This is a genomic window from Haloarcula sp. MBLA0138 (assembly GCF_055632455.1).
The window spans coordinates 820,732-841,075 of the sequence record NZ_CM145746.1 but is presented as its reverse complement, the minus strand read 5'-3'; the positions used below and the strand labels follow the sequence as shown (position 1 = coordinate 841,075).

The following is a 20,344-nucleotide window of genomic DNA, read 5'->3' as shown; positions in this document are numbered from 1 at the left end:
CCGCCGGTTCGGGCCGAGCGTTGAAGTACGGAGCCGCGACCAGCCCCGGGTGTGCTGCCCGGCCAGAGCGCGACGGCGACCGTCGACCCCGCCGCGACAGCGGCGCTGTTGCTCGCTGTCGGGGCTGGCGTGACGCTGGGGACCGTCAGCGGTCTGGTCCCGGGACTGCACGCCAACACCTTCGCGCTGCTGCTCGCGGCCGTCGTCGCCGACGTGCCCGGGCCGCGACTGTACGTCGGCGCGGCGATGCTCGCGGCCGGCGTGACGCACACCTTTCTCGACGTGGTGCCGGCGCTGGCGCTCGGTGTGCCCGACCCCGCCATGGCGGCGAGCGCGCTCCCCAGTCACCGACTCGTCCTCGAAGGCCGTGGCCGGGAGGCACTACGTCTGTCGGCGCTGGGGAGCGGGCTGGCAGTGCTGCTCGCCGTCCCGCTGGCGGTCCCCGTGACCACGCTGATGGGACGGCTCTATCCCGTCGTCTCGGCACACCTGCCGCTCGTGTTGCTGGCTATCGCCGGCCTGCTGGTGCTGACCGAGCGTGGGGTCGCCGGGCGGGCGGGTGCCGCGCTGTCGCTCGCCGCGAGCGGGGCACTCGGGCTGGCTTTCCTCGACCGGCCGGTGGCGGGCCTGCTGCCGGTGACCGACGTGTTGGTCCCGCTGTTCTCCGGGCTGTTCGGCGCGCCGGTCCTGCTCGCCGCCGTCGAGGGACGGGGCGTCCCGCCACAGGACGGCGCGGCCGTGACGACGCCCCGGCGGCGGATTCTGACGCTCGCCGCCGTCGGGACGCTGTGTGGCGCGGCCGTGGGCTACCTGCCGGGCGTCTCCAGCGCCATCGCGGCGACACTGGCGCTGGGCCTCACCGCCGACGGCGGGCCGCGGGCGTTCGTCGTCACGACCAGCGGCGTCAACACGGCGACGGCGGTCTTTGCCCTGTTCGCGCTCGTCGCGCTGGGCGACACCCGGACGGGCGTCCTCGTCGCGCTCGACCGGGCCGGCGTCCCGCTGGCCTTACCCGAACTGTTCGCTGCCGTCGTCGTCGCGGCGGTACTGGGGGCCGTGTTGGTCCCGCTGGTGGGCGACCGATACCTCCGCACCGTCGGGCGCGCGGACCCGGCGCGGCTGTCGCTGGCCGTTCTCGGTGGGCTGGTCGTCCTCGCGTGGGTGTTCGCCGGCCCGATGGGCGTCGGCGCGTTCGGCGCGGCCGCGCTGGTCGGCCACGTCCCCCCGCGGTTCGGGAGCCGCCGAGCGACGCTGATGGGCGTCTTGCTCGTCCCGCTGGCGCTATAGGTACTCCCGGTCGCGGAAGTGCCACAGGAGGACGACCCCGACGGCGGCCATCCCGAGCATCACGGCGGGGTAGCCGTAGCGCCAGCCCAGTTCCGGCATGTTGTACGGCCCGCCCGCGAAGTTCATGCCGTAGACGCCGACGACGAACGTCAGCGGGATGAAGATGGTCGCGACGACGGTCAACACCTTCATCACCTCGTTGGTCGACTGGGCGACGGTGTTGAGGTAGATGTCGCGCGCGCCGGCGACGAGGTCGCGGTACGTCTCGGTCAGGTCGACGATCTGGACGCAGTGGTCGGAGACGCTCTGGAAGTACTGCTCGGTCTGTGGCTGTATCTGTGTGGGGTCGCCGCGGGCGAGGACGCCGACGGCCTCCCGGACGGGCCAGACCTGCTTGCGGAAGGAGAGCAGGTCCCGGCGCACGTCGTTTATCTTCTCGAGGGTCTCGATGTCCGTGGAGTGGGTCACCTCCTCTTCGATGGCCTCGATGTCGGTCTCCACGTCGTCGAGCAGGTCGAAGTAGCCGTCGACGATGCCGTCGACGACGCGGTAGGCGGTGAAGTCCGGGCCGTTGTGCAGGAGGCGCTCGTCGCCGCGGGCCACGGCGTCGCGGACGCGCTGGACGGGGGCGACGGTGCCGGTCGAGACGGTGACCACCCAGTCCCGGCCGATGAAGACGCCGACGGGACTGGTCGTCACCTCCTTCTCGAAGGTCGTCTCGCCGGGGGTCAGCCGGGCCGTCTTCACGAGGACGAACGTGTGGTCGGGGTACTCCTCGGTCTTCGAGCGCACGTCGTGTTGGATGTCCTCGATCGCGAGCGGGTGGAGACCGAAGGCCGATTCGAGTGCGTCCAGTTCCTCGGGTGTCACCTCGGGCGCGTGGACCCACGTCGTCCCCAGCGCGGTCCGGGCGGCGTCGAGGTCGTCGTACTCGACGGTGCGGTCGGGGGCGTAGACGACCGCCGAAATCACGCCGCACCCTCCGGTTCCGCGCGGCCGACCAACAGGAGCGTCAGCCCGACCATCACCGCCGTGACCGCGAACGAGCGGCCCGGATACGCCGCCGTCACGCCGACGGCGTACCCGCCCAGCCCCGCAACGGTGAGGGCGACGCCGGCGACCGTCTGGGAACGCATGGCTCTGGCATCGGGTGCCCGAAACAAAACATTACGCCCGCGGGCGGGTCAGTGCTGGACGCCGCCCATCAGCGCGTCGACGTTCTCGGTCTCCTCTATCTGGGCGGGGTGGACGCCGACGAGGACGAGCACGTCGCCGTCGTGCTGGAAGCTCGTGGCGTGGATGCGCACGTCGGCCTGCTGCCCTTGGATAGTGGTCGTCCCGGAGTAGACCGAGACGGTGCGGCGCTCGCCCAGCGACTGGACGGACCGATTGCGCTCGAACTGCACGTCGTCGACCTGTCCCGTGCGGCGGGTCACCTCGGTGACGACGCGGCGATTCGACCAGTCGGCCGCGGGATTGAGCGTCTGTCCGGCGACCTGTGCGCCCGGCGTCGAGAGGACGACGAAGCGGCCGACAGTGGCCTCACCCAGCACCGCGATTTCGGCCGTCCGCTCGTACTGGGCGACGGTGTTCGTTATCTCGACGGTCCGCTGTTGGCCCGCGACCGACACGTTTCGGGAGATAGTCTGGGTCCGGTTGGCGGCCTGTTCGTAGCCGGTCTCGTCGAGGGTCGCCGAGTCGACGGTGGCGGCCGACGCCGAGAACGACACGGTTTCACCGGTCAACAGCCCGACACAGCCCGAGGAGACGACGAGGAGTCCGACGAGCGCGGCGAGAAGCGTCTGTCGCATACACACGGCGATGGTATCGAGGGAGATAAGTCTCGTGGCTCTCCCGTTCCGAGGTCGGCGAGAGACGACCGCTCGCCTCAGAGCCGGTAGGTCGGCCCGTCGTCGGTGTCCTGCACCTCGACACCGAGGGCTTCGAGGTCGTCGCGCAGTTCGTCGGCGCGGTCGTAGTTGCCCGCCTCGCGCTCGGCCTCGCGGGCGTCCAACACCAGTTCGACGAGGTCCTCGGCGACGGCGACCTCGCCGTCAGACCGGTCGCCAAAGGAGAGCCCGAGCACGTCGCCGCCCAGTGACTCGAACGCCTCGACGGCCCGCCGCAGCGCGGCGAAGTCGTAGGCGTCGCGGCCGTCGACGTGGGCGTTGACCGCGCTCGTGAGGTCGAGCAGCGCCGTCGTCGCCTCGCGGGTGTTGAAGTCGTCGTTCATCGCGGCCGCGAAGTCGTCGCGGGCGGCGTCGACAGCCCCGCGCAGGTCCTCGTCGACGGCCTTGGCGTAGGCGTCGACGCTGTCACAGGCCTCGACGGCGCGCTCGTAGCCGCGCCGGAGGCGGTCCCAGCGCTCCTCGGCCTCGGCGATGGTCTCGTCGCTGTAGGTCGCCCGGGAGGTGTAGGCCGTCGACAGCAGGAAGGTCCGCAGCACGTCCGGCCCGAACTCCGCGACGGCGTCGGCGACGGTGAAGTAGTTGCCCAGCGAGGAGGACATCTTCTCGTCGTCGGTCTCCAGCAGGCGGACGTGGAGCCAGTACGTGGCGAACTGCTCGCCGGTGGCGGCCTCGCTCTGGGCGATTTCGTTCTCGTGGTGGGGAAAGACGAGGTCCTGTCCGCCGACGTGGACGTCGATGGACTCGTCGAGGTGGGTCATCGACATCGCCGAGCACTCGATGTGCCAGCCGGGCCGGCCCTCCCCCCACGGGGAGTCCCACGTCTGGGCCGTCTCGCAGGCCGCCTCGGCCGGCGCGGCCCCGGCATGTTGGTGCTGTTCGATGTCCTCGGGGGCGACGCCGTCGGCCTTCCAGAGCGCGAAGTCAGCGGGGTGGCGCTTCTCGCTCTCGGCGTCGGTGCCCTGTGACTCGATGTCCGCGACCGACTGGTTCGACAGCTTCCCGTAGTCCTCGAAGCTGGTCACGTCGAAGTACACCGAGCCGTCGGCCTCGTAGGCGTGGCCGCTCTCGACGAGGCGCTCCACGAGGTCGACTATCTCGGGGACGTGCTCGGAGACCCGCGGGTAGACCTCGGCGCGGTCGAGGTTCAGGGCGCGCATGTCCTCGATGACCTGCTGGACGTAGTGACGCGCCACGTCGGCCTCGCTGTCGCCGGCCTCGCCGACGCGGGCGACTATCTTCTCGTTGACGTCGGTGAAGTTCTCGACGTGGCGCACGTCGTAGCCCAGTCGGTCGAGCCAGCGACACATCACGTCGACGTGGACCCACCCGCGGGCGTGGCCCAGATGGGGCGGGTCGGAGGTGGTCAGGCCGCAGTAGTACAGCAACACGGAGTCGGGGTCGCGTGGCTCGAACGGCTCTTTCTCGCCGGTCAACGTGTTCGTCACGCGGAGCGTCATTGTCGGTGTCGTGGTCGGGGTGTTGCATTAAGCCGTCGGACGCGGGGCGGTGTCGGTGGCCGTCGCGGTGGTATCGCTCACCGCCCCACCGCTCCCTCGACCACTCGGAGCGCGTCGGGCCCGTCGCGGCGGCCGACGACGACGACGAGCGCCTCTCCCCCGACCCCCGCGGCCTCGACCGGAACGCCCGCCGCGCGCAGGCGGTCGAGCGCGTCCGCGAGCGCCGGCGGCGAGACCCCTCCGGTGGCGACGATACCGGTGAACGAGCCGCCGTCCCGCCGAAAGCGGCTGTCGCCGACGGTCAGCAGGGCGTCGTCGCCGTCGGCCGCGCCCAGTCCGCTCTCCATCGAGACGCGGGCCTCGGCGTCGTGGGCGGGGTCGTCGGGCAGTTCCTCGGCGTATCGACGGAGAGCGGTGGCGACGGCGTCGGTCTCCCCGTCGACGTCGAGCGTACGCGCGGCAGCGGTGTAGTTGACGACGCCAGCCCGAAGGGCGTCGTAGAGGAACGGGCGCTCCCGGACGGCCTCGCGGGTGGCGGCGGCGAGTGACATACTCGGCGGGTCCCCCGGCAGGGCCAAAAGCGGTTCCATCGGCCCCCGCCCGCGGCGCGCCGCCCGCGGATGCCGCCAGCGAAGCCCCTAAGAGCGGTTCGCCCCAACGCCGCGTATGGAGCAAGCGCTCGTCATCGCCGCCCACGGCTCGCACCTCAACGCGGAGTCGAGTACGCCGACGTTCACCCACGCCGACACCATCAGGGCGACCGGCGCGTTCGACGAGGTCCGGGAGTCCTTCTGGAAGGAGGAGCCGTCGTTCCGCGAGGGACTCCGGACGGTCGACGCCGAGGAGGTGTATCTCGTCCCGCTGTTCGTCTCAGAGGGGTACTTCACCGAGCAGGTCATCCCCCGGGAGTTCCGGCTGGAAGAGTGGGGCCCCGACCTGTGGGACTCCGACGGGACGAGCGCGACCCACGCGACGCTGACGGCGGGCGACACCGGCCAGACGGTCCACTACTGCGGCCCGGTGGGGACCCACGACACCATGAGCGACGTCATCGTCCAGCGGGCCAAGTCGGTCACCGGCGACGCCGACGTGGGCGAGGGGTTCGGGCTAGCCGTCGTCGGCCACGGCACCGAGCGCAACGAGAACTCGGCGAAGGCCATCGAGTACCACGCCGACCGCATCGCCGACCGGGACCGCTTCGACGAGGTGCAGGCGCTGTTCATGGACGAGGACCCGGAGGTCGACGACGTGACCGACTTCTTCGAGACCGACGACATCGTGGTCGTGCCCCTTTTCATCGCCGACGGCTACCACACCCAAGAGGACATCCCCGAGGACATGGGGCTAACCGACGACTACCGGACCGGGTGGGAGACGCCCGAGACGGTCGCGGGCCACGACATCTGGTACGCCGGCGCAGTCGGGACCGAGCCCCTGATGGCCGACGTGGTGCTGGAGCGGGCCGCCGACGCCGGTGCCGACGTCTCGACCGCCATCGAGCGCGTCCGCGAGGAGACCGGCGGGGCGGACCCGGCGACCGGCGATTAGCGGTAGCGCGCGTGGCGTAGCGGGCTACTTTTCCCGGCCGATACCGTACCGCGGCCTATGCAAGACACCCACGTCGAGGCGTTCGCGGAGGCCGCGTCCGACGGTATCGCGTTCGACGGCATCGAAGCGCGAGCCGACGGCGGGAGCTACACCGTCGAGACGGCCGACGGGGTCGAGGCGGTCGCCGACGCCGACGAACTGTCCGACGTGGCCGCGGAGGCCGCCGAGTACGTCTCGAACTGGTACTTCTGGCACGCGACTGCCCCGCAGGCCGAGCCGCGGTGGGCCTTCCTCCGGTGGCTCGAAGCGGCCGCCGAGACCCCGGTTCCCGAGCGGTACGACCGCCTCCGGGACGGCCAAACGAGGACGTGGGGCGAACTCCGAATCACCGTCGAACTCGACGCGGACGGGCACCGCGTCTACGACCTCCGGCACGCCGACGACGCCGACGCCGCCCGCGACACGCTCGACGTACACGACGACCCGCTCGACGCCCGCGACATCGCCACGCACGACGACCGCGGTCGCTACCGGCCGCTGAAGACCGCGCCGACGCTCCGGTCGGGCTGGGTCTTCCCCGACCTCGGTCCCGACGAACTGCTCCGGGCTGTCGACTTCCTCTACCCGGCGACCGTCGCCAACTGGCACCGCGAGCGACAGGGCGACCTCGACGTCTCGCACTGGCGCGAGACGGTCGGGCGACAGAGCGGCATCTACAGCGTCATCGACACGTGGGACCGCGGCGACGGCTACGAACACGTCAACTGGGTCGCCGAGGCCTGCTGTGACGACTCCCAGTGTCTCAAGCGCCGCGAGTGGGAGTACGACGAGGACACCGACCTCGACGTCGACGGCGGCGACGGACCGTTCCCCTGCCGGGAGCCCTGCTCGCTCGTCGTCGCCGGCGCGCGCCAGTGGACGAAACTGGAGGGCGAACAGCCCGAGACCTACGAGTTCGAACTCACGCCCAGCGAGAAAGAGCAGGTCGAGGCCATCATCGACGCCGTCGCCGACGGCCGGGCCGACGAGATACGCGAGGCCGACGTGTACGACGGGGCCAACCGCTACCGGGCGCGCTATCTCCGGGCGAAGCTGTTCGACGACGCGGGGAACCTCTGTGGCGTGGAGAGCGACGCCGGCGACGACGGCGGACACTGACGACCGAGCCGACTGACGCCCGCGCGACTGGCGGGCGGGCTACTCGGCGAAGGCGGCGTAACCCACGAGGAGGACGCCCGCCACCAGCGCCACGGAGCCGACCACGACCAGCGGGTCTCCCGCGACGAGCGCCGCGGCCGCGGCGACCACCACCGTCACGCCGCCGAAGGCGAGCGCGGGGCCGACGGGGACGGGCACGTCGAGGCTCGTGTCGGTCGGCTGGGGCTCAGCGCGCGGCTGTGGCTTCCCCAGTTCCTCGTCGACCTGTACCGTCCGGTCCGGTTCGGGCGGTTCGGTTATCCGCACGTCGACGAGGCGGGTGGTCGCGCCGTGGGCGGTGACGACCTTCAACCGGCCCCGGGCCGACCCAGATTCGTCGACGCTGACGGTGACGAGGCGCTCGCTCTCCCCTTTCACGTAGTGGTTCGTGGCGTCGAGCGACGCGACCGTCGAGAGCGCGTCGTCGAGGTGGACGTGGACGTGTACCGGGTCGCCGTGGTTTCGCAGTCGGATGTCGAAGCTCCCGGTCGCCTCGAAGTCGTCGGGAACGTCGAGCCCGTGGAGTCGGTCCCGGTTGAGATGCACGGGCAGCGAATCAGGCACACACGTAGTTCGGCGGGCCGAACAAAAAACCTTCAGGCCGGGGCGTCGTCGCGCATGTCCGGCGGCAGGAGGTTCGGGATGCCGTCCTCGATGGGGAACGACTCGCCACACTCCGTACAGACGAGGTCGCCGGACAGCACCTCGCCGTCCTCTCGCTCGGCCGCTTCGAGTTCGAGGTCGTGTTTGTCCAGCGGACAGCAGATGATGTCCATCAGGTCCTCTTTCATGCTCCCGAGTCGGGCGGGCGGCCTCAAAAGCGTGCCGCTACCCTGCGGCCGCGACCGCTGGGACGGGAGACGGAAACGGAACGAAAGCGGCGGTCAGAAGGGGCGCTCGACGACGATGGTCTCGCCGCGACCCGGACCGACCCCGATGGCGTACACCGGCGTCTCGAGTTCGTCGGCGACGTACTCGACGTAGGCCTTGGCGTTCTCGGGCAGGGCGTCGTAGCCGTCGGCGGCGACCGACTCCCAGTCGGCCTCGGGCCAGCCGTCGAAGGTGCGGAAGGTGGCCTCGCACTCGCCCCACTGCTCGGTGGTGGCGGGCATCGACAGGGTCTCCTCGCCGTCCAGCGTGTAGGAGTGACCGACCTTGACCTCGTCGAGACCGGCCAGCACGTCGAGGTGGTTGATAGCGAGGCCGGTGAACCCGGAGGCCCGCTGGGCGTGGCGGAGCATCGGCATGTCGAGCCAGCCGACCCGCCGCGGACGGCCGGTGACGGTCCCGTACTCGCCGCCTTCCTCGCGGATGTACTCGGCGAGGTCGGCGTCGGGGCCGGGGTCGTCGGGGTCGTAGCCCGGCGTGTGGCCCGCGACGCCGCCCAGTTCCGTCGGGAGCGGGCCGGTGCCGACCCGCGAGAGGTAGGCCTTGACGATGCCGACGACCTCGCCGTCGCCGACGACGGTGGGTCCGAGTCCGGTCCCGGTACAGGCCCCGCCGGCCGTCGGGTTCGAGGAGGTCACGTAGGGATAGATACCGTGGTCGATGTCGATAGAGGTCCCCTGTGCCCCCTCCAGCATGACGTTCTCGCCGTCGGCCGCGGCCTCGGAGAGATAGCGGCCGGCGTTGACCGTCATGTCGCCGTCGTCGAGGCGGCGGCCGAACTCGCGGAACTCCTCGTAGAGGGCGTCGATATCGAACGCCGCGGGGTCGTCGAGGTCCGCCACGTCGACGCCGTACACCTCTTCGAGGAGCGCGCGTTTCTGTGGGACGACGTACTCCAGTCGCTCCCGGAGCACGTCGCCGTCGAGCAGGTCGCCGACCCGGACGCCGCGGCGACCGGCCTTGTCCTCGTAGGCCGGGCCGATACCCCGTCCGGTGGTGGCGGCTTCGAGGTCGGTCTCGCTCTTGACGTCCTCCTCGATACCGTCGAGCACGCGGTGGTACGGGAGGATGACGTGTGCCCGTTCGGCGACGCGAACGTCGGGGTCGAGGCCGCGCCCCGCCAGCGTGTCTATCTCGTCGAACAGCGTCCGCGGGTTGACGACGCACCCGTTCCCGAGTACCCCGACCTTGCCGCGGATGGCCCCGCTCGGAACGAGGGAGAGCTTGTACTCCTCGCCCTCGTGGACGACGGTGTGGCCGGCGTTGTCGCCGCCCTGATAGCGCGCGACGACGTCCGCGTCGTCGCCGTACAGGTCGACGATGCCGCCCTTCCCCTCGTCGCCGAGCTGCGAGCCGACGATGGTTACGGTCATCGCCCGCACGTTCCGCCCACCGTGGTAAACCGATTACGGTCCGCCAGCGGCTGCCAGCGGTTCCCATGTGAACTGTTACGACGGGTTTAATAGCCCCCTCTGCGTACGCAAAAACCGGCAAAGACGGATGTGCGAGGGGAACTTTTAAATCCCGCAAACACAAGTTAACAATTGCCATGATAGACAGGCTTGAGAAGGAAGTCGACATGCTGGAGCGACACTTGCAGGTCCTCCGGATGGTCATCGAGAACGAGCCTATCGGTATCGTGAAGATGTCCAACGAGACGGGCTACCCACACCACAAGGTTCGCTACTCGCTTCGCGTCCTCGAGGAGGAGAACCTCATCGAGCCCTCCAGTCAGGGGGCCATCACCACCGAACAGACCGGCGAGTTCGTCGACGACCTCGACGAGAAGGTCGACGAGATAATCGAGAAGCTCGAAGGGATGAAGATAGAGGACGCGGCCGAGATAGAGGGCTGATTACAGTTCCGGCACCGCGAGGTGGAACTCTTTGTTCCGGGCTTCGAGCAGGCAGAGGTGGTAACCGTCCTTCCGCGAGAGGTTCACGAAGCTCTTTCGCTTGTCGCGGCTGAGTAGGCCGCTGGACGTGGCTTCTTCGGCGGTCTCCAGCGCCTCGGGCTCGAAGAAACTGCTCGTCACGAGGAAGGCTGCCGCCAGCGATTCCGAGGCGTTGCCGACCCGCTCGGCGTCGCGGACGAGGTCGGTCATCTGACCGTCGGTGGCGGGCTCCCGGGAGTCGTTGAGGTTGGCGACGACGAGGGGGTTGCCCATCCGGTCGCGGACGACGACGTCGAACTGCTCCTGCGAGCGGTGCTGTTGGCCGTCCTCGGTGTAGGTCACCGACACCTGCCCGTTCAGTTCCGCGCGGTCGGCCTTCGGGAGCGCGTCGTAGAGGTCCTGCATCGCGCCCGCGTGACCGGTGTCGCGTATCTCGTAGAGCAGGTCGTGGACAAGCCAGTCGACGAAGCGAAACTGGATGCTCTCGTGGAGGAACGTCTCGAACGCCGCCCCGTCGACCGTCGCGGACTCGGCCTCGAACTGCGTGTGGTACTCCAGTCGGAGGTTCTCGGCGACGGTCGAGCGGTCTGCCTCCCCGTCGTGGGCCTTCTCCAGCGTCGCCTCGCCCTTGGAGTGGTAGCGGACGAAGAGGTTCGTCTGGTCGATGGCGTCGAGCGGGCTCAGCGACGGGCCGTCGGTGACCGGTCCGCCGGCCTCGTCGAGGCGGGCCTCCAGTCGCTCGATTTCGGCGCGCGCCTCCTCCAGCTCCGACTCCAGTCGGTCCCGCTCGGTGCGTGCGTCCTCGGCGCTTGCCCGCGCCTCCTCCAGTTCGGCTTCGAGGTCCGCTATCTCGGCCGTCTTCTCGTCGAGTTCGGCTTCGAGGTCCGCCACGCGCCCGTCGTCGGCCGACGAGTTCGAGGCGGTGTCGGCCGTCTCCGGCGTCGAATTCGCGGGCTCGGCCGCACCTGCGTCCGCGGATTCGGCCTCGTCGGGGCGTGGCACGTCGGTTCCGTCCGGCGTCGCCTCGCGACCCGATCCGCGGGCCTGCCGGTCGGGCTGTCGGTCCGGCGTCGCCGTCGCGGCCGACTGGGACTCCGACTCGGCCGAGCGTTCGGGGTCGAGCGACGGAATCGAGCGGGTCTCCAGCGAGGCACCGCTCGCGGCGGCACTCCCGCCCGCGTCGGCCGACGCGGTCGTCCCCGCGGTGTCGACGGCGTCCGAATCGCCGTCCGCCGGCGAGCGTTCCGCGGCGCTCGTGTCGGCACCGGACACGTCCGTCGCAGCGTCGGTCCGGGCCTCCGTCGCGTCCGTGTCGGTCTCCGCCGCACCAGCCGTCGCATCCGTGTCGGTCTTCGCCGCGCCGCCGGCCTGTTCGGTCCGTGTGGCGTCGACGGCCTGAGACTCGGCGGCGTCGACAGCCCCGGACTCCGCCGCGTCGGCTCCGCGTCGGCCGGCGTCCTCTGGCGTCTCGCGGGCGTCCTCTTCCGTGCCGGTCGCACTCGCGGCTGACTGCGCGGCGTCGCCGTCGCGCTCCGTCGTCGTCGCCTCGTCGTCGGCCCGCTGGCGCGACGCCGCGCCGTGGCCCGCGCCGGCCGCCTTGGACCCGGGCGGGCCGCCGGCGGTTCGCGGCGGCGAGTCCGCCGACGCGGTATCGGGCGACTGCGCCTCGGTCCCGTCGTCGGTGGTTCCGCCGGCAGCGGCCCCGTCGTCGGACGCATCTCCCGGGGTCGTTCCGTCGCCGGTGTCGGTCTCGGGCGGTGACTCGGGCGCGTTCCCGGCCGTGGGCTCGGCATCTGTGTCGTCGTCCGTGGCGTCGGTGGTCGGCTCGGGCTCCGGTTCGGGTTCTGGCTCCGGTTCGGGTTCCGGCGGCTCGGGAATCGAAATCGGCTCGATGGCGGCCGGCTTGACCTCGTAGATGCCGACCTCGTCGTTGGCCTGTTCGAACGCCTCGTCGTCGGTGATGAGGCGCTCGCCGGCCCCGACCCACGCGACGCTCATCGACCGCCCCTGATGATAGACGATGTAGTAGTCCCCGGAGAGAACGTTCTCGGAGAGTTCGACGAACCCCGTGAAGTTGCCGTCCGAGAGGGTCCCGTCCACGTCCGCGACCGGCGTGTCCTGCGTGTAATACTGGGCGCGGACCTCGTCGGCCCGCTCCTGCATCACGGCCAACAGTGGGAGCGCCTCGTGGGGTGCCGCCCGTGCCGTGCCGCCACCGTCCTCGAAGTCGTCGATGTCGCCATCGAGGATGCCCACCACCGTCCCGTTGAGCATGAACAGCCGGGACGGCCCGGAGACGACGGCCCCGGAGAACTCGTCGGCGGCGAGCGCTCGAAGGCCCTCGAACCCGCCGGCGAAGGGGACTGAGTCCCACTCCTCGATTCGCTCGACCGTACGCGTACTCATTACCACCAACCAAGCCGGATAGCGGACAAATAGTTTGTGCCCTCGTCAGACAAGTACTCTAACGCGTACACTTTTCCGTGGAGTAGTCGCTCGCGGCCCGCCGCGTCGCCGAGACCGACTCCGATGGGCATATGCCGCCGCGGTCGCTAGCCGTAGTATGGAACAGCAACCGGGACTGAGCGACCAGTATCGGACCGCGAGTCCGTGGCCGGTGTTCGTCGCCCTCGGCCTCGCGCTGTCGGAGGTCGGCGTGTTCGTCGGCCTGTTTCCGGTGGCCGTCTTCGGCCTCATCCTCTTCGGGGGGAGCGTCGCCGGTATCCTGACGGAGTCGGGCTACGCCGACCGACCGTGGCCGACGCTGCTGGGTGTGGGAGTAATCCTCGCGCTCGCCGCCGCGGCCATCGGCGTCACGCAGATTCCGTTCTCGGACATCGGCCCCGCCGGCGTCGGCGAGGACCCGCTGTTGACGCGCCTCGTCGCGGTCGTCGTCGCCGGCGTCGTGATGTCGGCGATGGGGAGTGTCGGCTCGCTGCTCGAACGGTCGGCGGTCTGAGCGAAACCAACAGCCTATTTACCGCGGTCGACTAATCGCAAGTACATATGGGACTGTTCGGGTTCGAGAAAGACACGCTGCTCGACCTCACTGTCAACGTCATCCCGCTGGGTATCATCCTCTTTTTCATCGCCGCGTTCGCCGTCGTTCCGGCGTTCGGCACCGACCCGGTGTTCTCGGGACTGCAGTTCGCGCTGATGGTGACGATGTTCCTCCTGCTCGCCGTCCTCACGTACTGGGCCGGCCGCGCGATAGAGAACGCCGAGCAACGCACCGGGACCGGGCACGCCGCCGACGCCGACGAACTGGCCGGCGACGCCGACAGCGAGCCCGCGGGCGAACTGACCGACGGCGACGCGGACACAGAGGCCTGACCGCTCGGGACCCGCCGCCACGGTATCCGCCGCTCGCTCCGTTCGACCCGTCCGAGACAGCTTCTCGTTCCGCCGATACCGCCGTACTCCCGCACATATGCGGGTTCGAATTGAAGGTGGAACCGACCCTTTCATTATCGACCAGTCCTGACTCCCGTCCATGGCAGCAGGAGACCTATTGCTGACGGGGCTGATGGCCGTCCTCCTCGTCGGCATCGCCGCGCTTCTCACGCGCATCGAGAACTGGCGGTCGTACACGCCGCTCGCCGGCGGCGGGACCGCCACGGGTGAGACCGTGGTCCATCGAGAGAAACCCGCTGGTATCATTCGCTGGCTGACCACCGTCGACCACAAGGACATCGGCATCCTCTACGGGGTGTTCGCCATCATCTCCTTCGCCGTCGGCGGAATCATGGCGATGCTCATCCGCTTCCAACTGGTCACGCCGGGCGGTGCGGTACTCGGCGTGAACGCCTACAACTCGATTCTGACGAGTCACGGCATCACGATGCTGTTCCTGTTCGGGACGCCGATAATCGCGGCGTTCGCGAACTACTTCATCCCGCTTCTCATCGGGGCTGACGACATGGCGTTCCCGCGCATCAATGCCATCGCGTTCTGGCTCCTCCCGCCGGCCGCGCTCCTCATTTGGGCCGGGTTCTTCCTCGCGCCGATAACCGGCAACATGATAGAGCCGGCCCAGACCGCGTGGACGATGTACACGCCGCTGTCGGTCGAACAGACCAACCCTGGCGTCGACCTGATGCTGCTGGGGCTGCACCTCTCGGGGGTGGCGACGACGATGGGGGCCATCAACTTCATCGCGACCATCTTCACTGAGCGCGACGACGACGTGACGTGGGCGAACCTCGACATCTTCTCGTGGACCATCCTCACGCAGTCGGCGCTCATCCTGTTCGCGTTCCCGCTGCTCGGGAGCGCGCTCATCATGCTGCTGATGGACCGCAACCTCGCGACGACGTTCTTCGCCGTGGAGGGTGGCGGCCCGCTGCTGTGGCAACACCTGTTCTGGTTCTTCGGCCACCCCGAGGTGTACATCCTCGTGCTCCCGCCGATGGGACTGGTGAGCCTCATCCTGCCGAAGTTCTCCGGCCGGAAGCTGTTCGGCTTCAAGTTCGTCGTCTACTCGACGCTGGCCATCGGCGTCCTCTCCTTCGGCGTCTGGGCCCACCACATGTTCTCGACGGGCATGGACCCGCGCCTGCGGGCCTCGTTCATGGCCGTCTCGTTGGCTATCGCTATCCCCAGCGCCGTCAAGACGTTCAACTGGATAACGACGATGTGGAACGGCCGCCTGCGCCTGACCTCGCCGATGCTGTTCTGTATCGGCTTCGTCTCGAACTTCATCATCGGCGGCGTCACCGGCGTCTTCCTCGCCTCCGTCCCCGTCGACCAAGTGCTGCACGACACCTACTACGTCGTCGGCCACTTCCACTACATCGTGATGGGGGCCATCGGATTCGCCGTCTTCGCCGGCATCTACTACTGGTTCCCCGTCTTCACGGGGCGGATGTACCAGCGCACCCTCGGAAAGGCCCACTTCTGGCTCTCGATGGTCGGGACGAACCTGACGTTCTTCGCTATGCTGGCGCTGGGCTATCTCGGGATGCCTCGCCGGTACGCGACCTACCAGTTCGACGGCGCGCTCGCTCCGCTGACGCAGGTCCAGACGTTCCACCAGCTCGCCACAGTCGGGGCCGTCATCCTCCTCGTCGGCCAGCTCATCTTCGTCTGGAACCTCGTCCAGTCGTGGCTCGAAGGCCCGAAAGTCGAGAGCGGCGACCCGTGGAACCTCGACCGCGACGGCATGCTCGACCGCGAGTGGCAGTGGTTCGACCGGAAGCTGGAGACGGCCGTCACGGACGGCGGCGAGGACGAAGAGCAGTCGGCGCTGACCGCCGACGACTGACGCACGACCGCGTTCGACGACCGATAGCTCTCTTTTCGACGGCTCAGCTCGCGCCCGAGACCAGCACCATCGCGGTGACGAACATCATCAGGGCGATTCCCGAGAGGACGAGAAAGAGGAGCTCCTTCTGGGACATAGCCGACGTTCGCGCTCGAAGTGAAAAAGCTAATCGTCTGCCGGTCCCCATCGCTTCGTATGAGCGGCGAGCGCGAGGGGACGCCGGGCGACACCGTCGTCGTACGGCTGTACCTCATCATCGTGGCGTTGACCGGCGTGATGGGGTTCGTCCTCGGCCTCATCCGACCGGAGGACTTGGACCCGGAACTGTTCGGCGTCCTCCAACTGCCGCCGACGCCGTTCGGCGTCGCCGTCTACGGGATGGTGACCGTCGGGCTCGGGCTGGGCGTGTTGCTCGGCCTCGTCGTCTACGTCTCGCGGCGGGCCGACGCGGCCGACGCGTGACAACTGTCAGTAGTTTTATTCGGGAGGCCGGGAAACCGGCAGGCAGACCCGCTGTATGACCCTCCTCCAGACACGCGACCTGACGAAGTCGTTCGGCGACGTGACGGCCGTCGACGGGCTCTCACTGGCCGTCGACCACGGCGAAGTGTACGGCTTTCTCGGCCCCAACGGGGCGGGGAAGTCGACCACCATCAACGTCGTCCTCGGATTCATGTCGCCGACCAGCGGGACGGTCTCCGTGTTCGACCTCGACGCCGAGAGCCGTAGCGTCGCGATTCGACAACAGACCGGCGCGCTGCTGGAAGGCTACGGCGTCTACGAACACCTGACGCCCGTCGAACACCTCGAACAGGCCGCTCGGACGAAAGACGCGGACGACGACCCACAACGTCTACTGGACCGGGTGGAACTCGACCCCGCCGAACGGGACCGGCCGGCGGGAGAGCTCTCGAAGGGCGTCAGACAGCGCCTCGCGCTGGCGACGGCGCTCGTGGGGTCGCCGCGGCTGCTCGTCCTCGACGAGCCGACGACCGGGCTCGACCCCAACGGCGCGCGGATGCTCCGCCGGGTCGTCCGCGAGGAGGCCGACCGGGGCGCGACGGTCTTTTTCTCCAGTCACATCCTCGAACAGGTCGAGGCTGTCGCCGACCGGGTCGGCATCCTCCAGAACGGCTCGCTCGTGACCGAGGGGCCGGTGGCCGACCTGCGGGGGGAACTCGACGCCGACACGACGATGCACATCTACGTCGAGCGGACGCCGGACGCGCTCGTCGCGGACCTCCAAGCCGTCGACGGCGTCTCGGCCGTGGCCGTCGCCGACGGTGAACTGACCGTGACCTGTCGTGGCGGCGCGGCGAAGGTCCGGGTCCTCGACCGCGTCGCCGGCGGCGGCGTCGGCTTCGAGGACTTCACCACGCGGGAGCCGAGTCTCGAAGACGTGTTCTCGGCGGCGACGGAGGCGGCATGAGCTGGCGCGACGTGGCCCGCGGGGACCTGTTGCATCTCCGGCGCTCGAACATGGGGTGGGCGGTGAGTACGTTCCAGTTGCTCTCGACGGTGGGAATCGTCGTCGGTATGATAGGGATACAGGCGCTGACCACCGGGAGCCTGCCCGACGCCCGGACCGCGCTGTTGTTCGTCGCCGTGATGCAGGCGATACTGCTGCCGCTGGTCGCGCTGGTGGCGAGCTACGGGGCCATCGTCGTCGAGCGCCGGACTGGTAGCGTCCGGTTCCTGCTGGGCCTGCCCAACTCCCGGTTCGACGCCTACCTCGGGAAGCTTGCGAGCCGGTCGCTGCTGGTCGCCGGGCCGCTCGCGCTCGGTATCGTCGCGGCGTGGCTGCTGGCCGCGCTCGTCTTCCCGGGGGTCGCGTTCGTCGGCTTCCTCGGCGTGCTCTGCTGGTCGGTCGTCTACACCGTCGTCTTCGTCGGGCTGGGACTGGCCGTCTCGGCCAGCGCCCGGACGGAGACCCGCGCCGTCGCGGGCATCGTCGGGGTGTTGTTGACTTTCCGGGCCCTCTGGCCCGCGGCACAGTGGCTCGGCCTCCGCCTGACTCGGTGGGACCTCGCGCAGTCGGCTCCCCGCCCGGCGTGGTACTACACGCTGGGGCGGCTCAATCCGCTCAACGCCTACCTGAAGGTGACGGCGGCGGCCGTCGACCCCGAGGCGTCCATGCCGCTCATCACGGTCCCGAGCGAACCGGTCCCGTACGTCGGCGAGACGGTGTGGTTCGCCGGGGCGGCGCTGCTGGTCTGGTGCGTGCTCGCGCCGTGGGTGGGCTACGCCGTCTTCCGGTCGGCCGACCTCCCCTGAGTCGTCGCCGCCCGGCCACAGAGCATCGGTGGCGCAGTCGGCGGGTAGCGACTCACGCGACCCCGGCCGTCTCTCGGTAGGTGCCGTAGGCCTCCTCGAACACGGTCATTATCTCGCCCATCGTGGCGTATGCTCGGACGGCGTCGACGACGGCCGGCATCACGTTGTCGTCGGCCGCGGTGCGCTCCCGGAGGTCGTCCAGCGCCGCCTCGACGGCCGCGTCGTCGCGGTCGGCCTTCACCGTGTCGAGGCGGTCGCGCTGGCGCTCCTGTACGTCCTCGTCGACCGAGAGCACGTCCGGCTCTCGCTCCTCCGCGACGGTGTAGGCGTTGACGCCGACGACGACCTCCGCGTCGTCCTCGACGCGCTCTTGGTACTCGTAGGCGGCGTCCTGTATCTCCCGCTGGAAGTACCCCCGGTCGATGCCAGCGAGGACCCCGTCCCTGACGGAGCCGTCGCCGAGTTCGTTCCGGATGTGTTCGATGTAGTCCATCGCCGCTGACTCTATCTCGTCGGTGAGCGCCTCGACGGCGAAACTCCCGCCCAGCGGGTCGACGATGTCGGCCGCGCCGGACTCCTCGGCGATTATCTGCTGGGTCCGCAGGGCGACCCGGACCGCCTCCTCGCTGGGCAGGGCCAGCGCCTCGTCGAAGCTGTTGGTGTGCAGGCTCTGGGTCCCGCCCATGACGCCGGCCAGCGCCTGTATCGTCACCCTGACGACGTTGTTCAGCGGCTGCTGTGCGGTGAGCGACTGGCCCGCGGTCTGGGTGTGGAACTTCAGCTTCCGGCTGTCGGCCGCGTCGGCGTCGTACCACTCGTCCATCACGCGGGCGTAGATACGCCGGGCGGCCCGGAACTTCGCCACCTCCTCGAAGATGGCGTTGTGGGAGTTGAAGAAGAAGGATAGCTGCGGGGCGAACGCGTCCACGTCCATCCCGCGGTCGAGACACGCCTCGACGTAGGCGAAGCCGTCAGCCAGCGTGAACGCCAGTTCCTGTACGGCCGTCGACCCGGCCTCGCGGATGTGGTAGCCCGACACCGAGACGGGCTTGAACTTCGGCGTCTCGGCGCTGGCGTACTCGACGACGTCGGTGACCAGTTTGAGGGAGGGTTCCGGCGGGACGACCCACTCCTTCTGGGCGATGAACTCCTTGAACATGTCGTTCTGGAGGGTGCCCCGGAGTTCCCCGCGCGGGACACCGCGCTGGTCGGCCAGCGCGACGTACATCGCGTAGACGACGGGGGCGCTCGGGTTGATGGTGAAGGAGGTCGACACCGTCCCGAGGTCGATGCCGTCGAACAGCCGCTCCATGTCCGCGAGCGTGTCGACGGCGACGCCCTCCTTGCCGACCTCGCCGGCGGCCATGGGGTCGTCGGAGTCCAGCCCCATCAGCGTCGGCATGTCGAAGGCCGTCGAGAGCCCGGTCTGGCCCTCGTCGATGAGGTAGTGGAACCGCTCGTTGGTCTCCGCGGCGGTGCCGAAGCCCGCGAACTGTCGCATCGTCCACGTCCGCCCGCGGTGCATCGTCGGATAGACGCCGCGGGTGTATGGCTCCTCGCCGGGGAAGCCGAGATCCGCGTCGTAGTCGAGGTCGGCCACGTCGGCCGGCGTGTACAGCCGCTCGACCTCGTGGTTCGACACCGTGGCGAACCGGTCCCGGCGCTCGCCGTGGGCGTCGAGGGCGGGGTCGAGCGTCTCGGCCTCCCACTCGCGTTTCGACTCGCGGATACGTCGGAGGTCCGCCTCGTCGTACATACCCTGTCGTATGTCATCAATTAGCAAGAAGGTTCGGGCGACGACGGGTCCGGCCTACTCCTGTAGCCGCTGGGTGGTCTCGACGAGGGGATGGCGGGCGTAGTCGACGACCTCGATGTCGTCGATGGATTCGAGGTCGGACTCGGCCGCGGTGGCGGCCATCCCGAGTTCGACGGAACCGTCGAGGACGATGACGTAGGCGTCCATCTCCGCCACGTCGAGGCGGGCGGCCGCCTTGACCCGATGGTGGCCGTCGGCCAACATGAGTTCGCCGCCGTTGTCGATGACGACCAGCGGTTCCGCGAGGCCGCGCTCCAGTTCGTAGACCCGGCCGGTGAGTTCGTCGGCGTAGACCGTCGACTGGGTCGGCACGAGGTCGGTCAGCGACACCTCGCGTCGCTCCTCGTGAGCCGTGATGTCGTGGATGTTCTCCAGCGTCCGCGTGAGCTTTTCGACCTTGCCGGGCGTGGCGCGCTCTATCTGCGAGCGGATGACGTCGGCGTTCGAGATGATGCCGACGAGGTGGCCGGCGTCGTCGACCACGGGGAGTTTCTGGATGCCCGACCGGAGGATGACGCGCGCGGCGGCCTGTACGTCCATGTCGGGGTGAGCCACGAGGATGTCGTCGGTCATCACCGTGAACATCGGCTCGTGGTCCTCCGCCAGCAGGAGGTCCCGCGCGCTGACGAAGCCCTCGACGCGGCGGCCCTTCGTGACTGGGAAGCCGCTGAACTCGTCGCTCTCGGCGATGCGGCGCGCGACTTCCGCGACGGTGTCGTCCAAGTCGACGGTCGCCACCTCGCGCGTCATGTACTCGCCGACGGTGGGTCGACCGGAGTCGTCCATCACCGACGGTTGGCGAGCGGACGG

At 69.3% G+C, this 20,344-nt stretch carries 21 protein-coding genes; 10 read left to right on the top strand and 11 right to left on the bottom strand.

All coding sequences use genetic code 11. The features are described 5' to 3' along the window. The first annotated feature begins 51 nt into the window (after positions 1-51). Positions 52-1,287, top strand: a complete 1,236-nt coding sequence (locus ACV7JO_RS04305) for a tripartite tricarboxylate transporter permease (RefSeq protein WP_470355116.1) — start codon at positions 52-54, stop codon at positions 1,285-1,287. On the opposite strand, the gene corA is transcribed toward ACV7JO_RS04305, so the two are convergent. The 5 genes from corA to ACV7JO_RS04280 all read right to left on the bottom strand — a co-directional run bounded on the left by corA (position 1,282) and on the right by ACV7JO_RS04280 (position 5,205). Then, positions 1,282-2,259: a magnesium/cobalt transporter CorA gene (gene corA / locus ACV7JO_RS04300; RefSeq protein ID WP_470355115.1), complete on the bottom strand. Its 978-nt coding sequence runs from the start codon at positions 2,257-2,259 to the stop codon at positions 1,282-1,284. The genes ACV7JO_RS04305 and corA overlap by 6 nt on opposite strands. Then, positions 2,256-2,423 carry a hypothetical protein gene (locus tag ACV7JO_RS04295; protein ID WP_470355114.1) on the bottom strand — a complete coding sequence of 56 codons (168 nt, stop codon included), beginning with the start codon at positions 2,421-2,423 and terminating at the stop codon, positions 2,256-2,258. Before ACV7JO_RS04295 ends, corA begins: the two co-directional genes overlap by 4 nt. A gap of 48 nt (positions 2,424-2,471) precedes the next feature. Next, the gene (locus tag ACV7JO_RS04290; protein ID WP_470355113.1) at positions 2,472-3,098 is read right to left on the bottom strand and encodes a DUF6517 family protein; all 627 of its coding nucleotides are present in this window, start codon (positions 3,096-3,098) and stop codon (positions 2,472-2,474) included. Positions 3,099-3,175: 77 nt separating this feature from the next. Beyond that, complete coding sequence (gene cysS, locus ACV7JO_RS04285; RefSeq protein WP_470355112.1) at positions 3,176-4,654, bottom strand: cysteine--tRNA ligase; 1,479 nt, start codon at positions 4,652-4,654, stop codon at positions 3,176-3,178. 77 nt (positions 4,655-4,731) lie between these two features. Continuing rightward, the gene (locus ACV7JO_RS04280) at positions 4,732-5,205 is read right to left on the bottom strand and encodes a DUF7523 family protein (RefSeq protein WP_470355111.1); all 474 of its coding nucleotides are present in this window, start codon (positions 5,203-5,205) and stop codon (positions 4,732-4,734) included. A gap of 115 nt (positions 5,206-5,320) precedes the next feature. Between ACV7JO_RS04280 and ACV7JO_RS04275 the strand changes: the two genes are divergently transcribed. Continuing rightward, positions 5,321-6,202, top strand: coding sequence for a CbiX/SirB N-terminal domain-containing protein (locus tag ACV7JO_RS04275; RefSeq protein ID WP_470355110.1), 882 nt, complete (start codon positions 5,321-5,323; stop codon positions 6,200-6,202). A gap of 57 nt (positions 6,203-6,259) precedes the next feature. After that, complete coding sequence (locus ACV7JO_RS04270; protein WP_470355109.1) at positions 6,260-7,360, top strand: DR2241 family protein; 1,101 nt, start codon at positions 6,260-6,262, stop codon at positions 7,358-7,360. Between the two features lie 39 nt (positions 7,361-7,399). On the opposite strand, the gene ACV7JO_RS04265 is transcribed toward ACV7JO_RS04270, so the two are convergent. From ACV7JO_RS04265 to ACV7JO_RS04255, 3 genes are all read right to left on the bottom strand, one after another. Next, positions 7,400-7,963 (bottom strand): DUF7524 family protein, encoded by a 564-nt coding sequence (locus ACV7JO_RS04265; RefSeq protein ID WP_470355108.1) that lies wholly within the window; start codon positions 7,961-7,963, stop codon positions 7,400-7,402. 32 nt (positions 7,964-7,995) lie between these two features. Next, on the bottom strand, positions 7,996-8,190 hold the full coding sequence (locus tag ACV7JO_RS04260; RefSeq protein ID WP_470355107.1) for a methytransferase partner Trm112: 195 nt from the start codon (positions 8,188-8,190) through the stop codon (positions 7,996-7,998). A 93-nt stretch (positions 8,191-8,283) separates the two neighbouring features. Next, positions 8,284-9,660, bottom strand: coding sequence for an adenylosuccinate synthase (locus ACV7JO_RS04255; protein ID WP_470355106.1), 1,377 nt, complete (start codon positions 9,658-9,660; stop codon positions 8,284-8,286). Between the two features lie 176 nt (positions 9,661-9,836). Here ACV7JO_RS04255 and ACV7JO_RS04250 point away from each other — a divergent pair, with 176 nt between their 5' ends. Next, on the top strand, positions 9,837-10,142 hold the full coding sequence (locus ACV7JO_RS04250) for a hypothetical protein (RefSeq protein ID WP_470355105.1): 306 nt from the start codon (positions 9,837-9,839) through the stop codon (positions 10,140-10,142). Here ACV7JO_RS04250 and ACV7JO_RS04245 read toward each other — a convergent pair whose 3' ends face one another. Next, complete coding sequence (locus ACV7JO_RS04245; protein ID WP_470355104.1) at positions 10,143-12,587, bottom strand: DUF7527 domain-containing protein; 2,445 nt, start codon at positions 12,585-12,587, stop codon at positions 10,143-10,145. It abuts the gene before it with no gap. Positions 12,588-12,744: 157 nt separating this feature from the next. Between ACV7JO_RS04245 and ACV7JO_RS04240 the strand changes: the two genes are divergently transcribed. The 6 genes from ACV7JO_RS04240 to ACV7JO_RS04215 all read left to right on the top strand — a co-directional run bounded on the left by ACV7JO_RS04240 (position 12,745) and on the right by ACV7JO_RS04215 (position 17,718). Continuing rightward, positions 12,745-13,140: a DUF7541 family protein gene (locus ACV7JO_RS04240; protein ID WP_470355103.1), complete on the top strand. Its 396-nt coding sequence runs from the start codon at positions 12,745-12,747 to the stop codon at positions 13,138-13,140. A 47-nt stretch (positions 13,141-13,187) separates the two neighbouring features. Beyond that, positions 13,188-13,514 carry a DUF6684 family protein gene (locus ACV7JO_RS04235; RefSeq protein WP_470355102.1) on the top strand — a complete coding sequence of 109 codons (327 nt, stop codon included), beginning with the start codon at positions 13,188-13,190 and terminating at the stop codon, positions 13,512-13,514. A gap of 160 nt (positions 13,515-13,674) precedes the next feature. Next, positions 13,675-15,444 carry a cytochrome c oxidase subunit I gene (gene ctaD, locus ACV7JO_RS04230; RefSeq protein WP_470355101.1) on the top strand — a complete coding sequence of 590 codons (1,770 nt, stop codon included), beginning with the start codon at positions 13,675-13,677 and terminating at the stop codon, positions 15,442-15,444. A 195-nt stretch (positions 15,445-15,639) separates the two neighbouring features. Continuing rightward, on the top strand, positions 15,640-15,906 hold the full coding sequence (locus ACV7JO_RS04225) for a DUF7520 family protein (RefSeq protein WP_470355100.1): 267 nt from the start codon (positions 15,640-15,642) through the stop codon (positions 15,904-15,906). A gap of 55 nt (positions 15,907-15,961) precedes the next feature. Then, the gene (locus ACV7JO_RS04220) at positions 15,962-16,873 is read left to right on the top strand and encodes an ABC transporter ATP-binding protein (RefSeq protein WP_470355099.1); all 912 of its coding nucleotides are present in this window, start codon (positions 15,962-15,964) and stop codon (positions 16,871-16,873) included. Continuing rightward, entirely contained in the window at positions 16,870-17,718 is an 849-nt protein-coding gene (locus ACV7JO_RS04215; RefSeq protein ID WP_470355098.1) for an ABC transporter permease, read from the top strand. Before ACV7JO_RS04220 ends, ACV7JO_RS04215 begins: the two co-directional genes overlap by 4 nt. 52 nt (positions 17,719-17,770) lie before the next feature. Here the strand turns inward: ACV7JO_RS04215 and ACV7JO_RS04210 are convergent, their stop codons facing one another. Further along, positions 17,771-19,474, bottom strand: a complete 1,704-nt coding sequence (locus ACV7JO_RS04210) for an acyl-CoA mutase large subunit family protein (RefSeq protein ID WP_470355097.1) — start codon at positions 19,472-19,474, stop codon at positions 17,771-17,773. Positions 19,475-19,528: 54 nt separating this feature from the next. After that, complete coding sequence (locus ACV7JO_RS04205) at positions 19,529-20,320, bottom strand: CBS domain-containing protein (RefSeq protein WP_470355096.1); 792 nt, start codon at positions 20,318-20,320, stop codon at positions 19,529-19,531. Between the last annotated feature and the right edge of the window lie 24 nt (positions 20,321-20,344).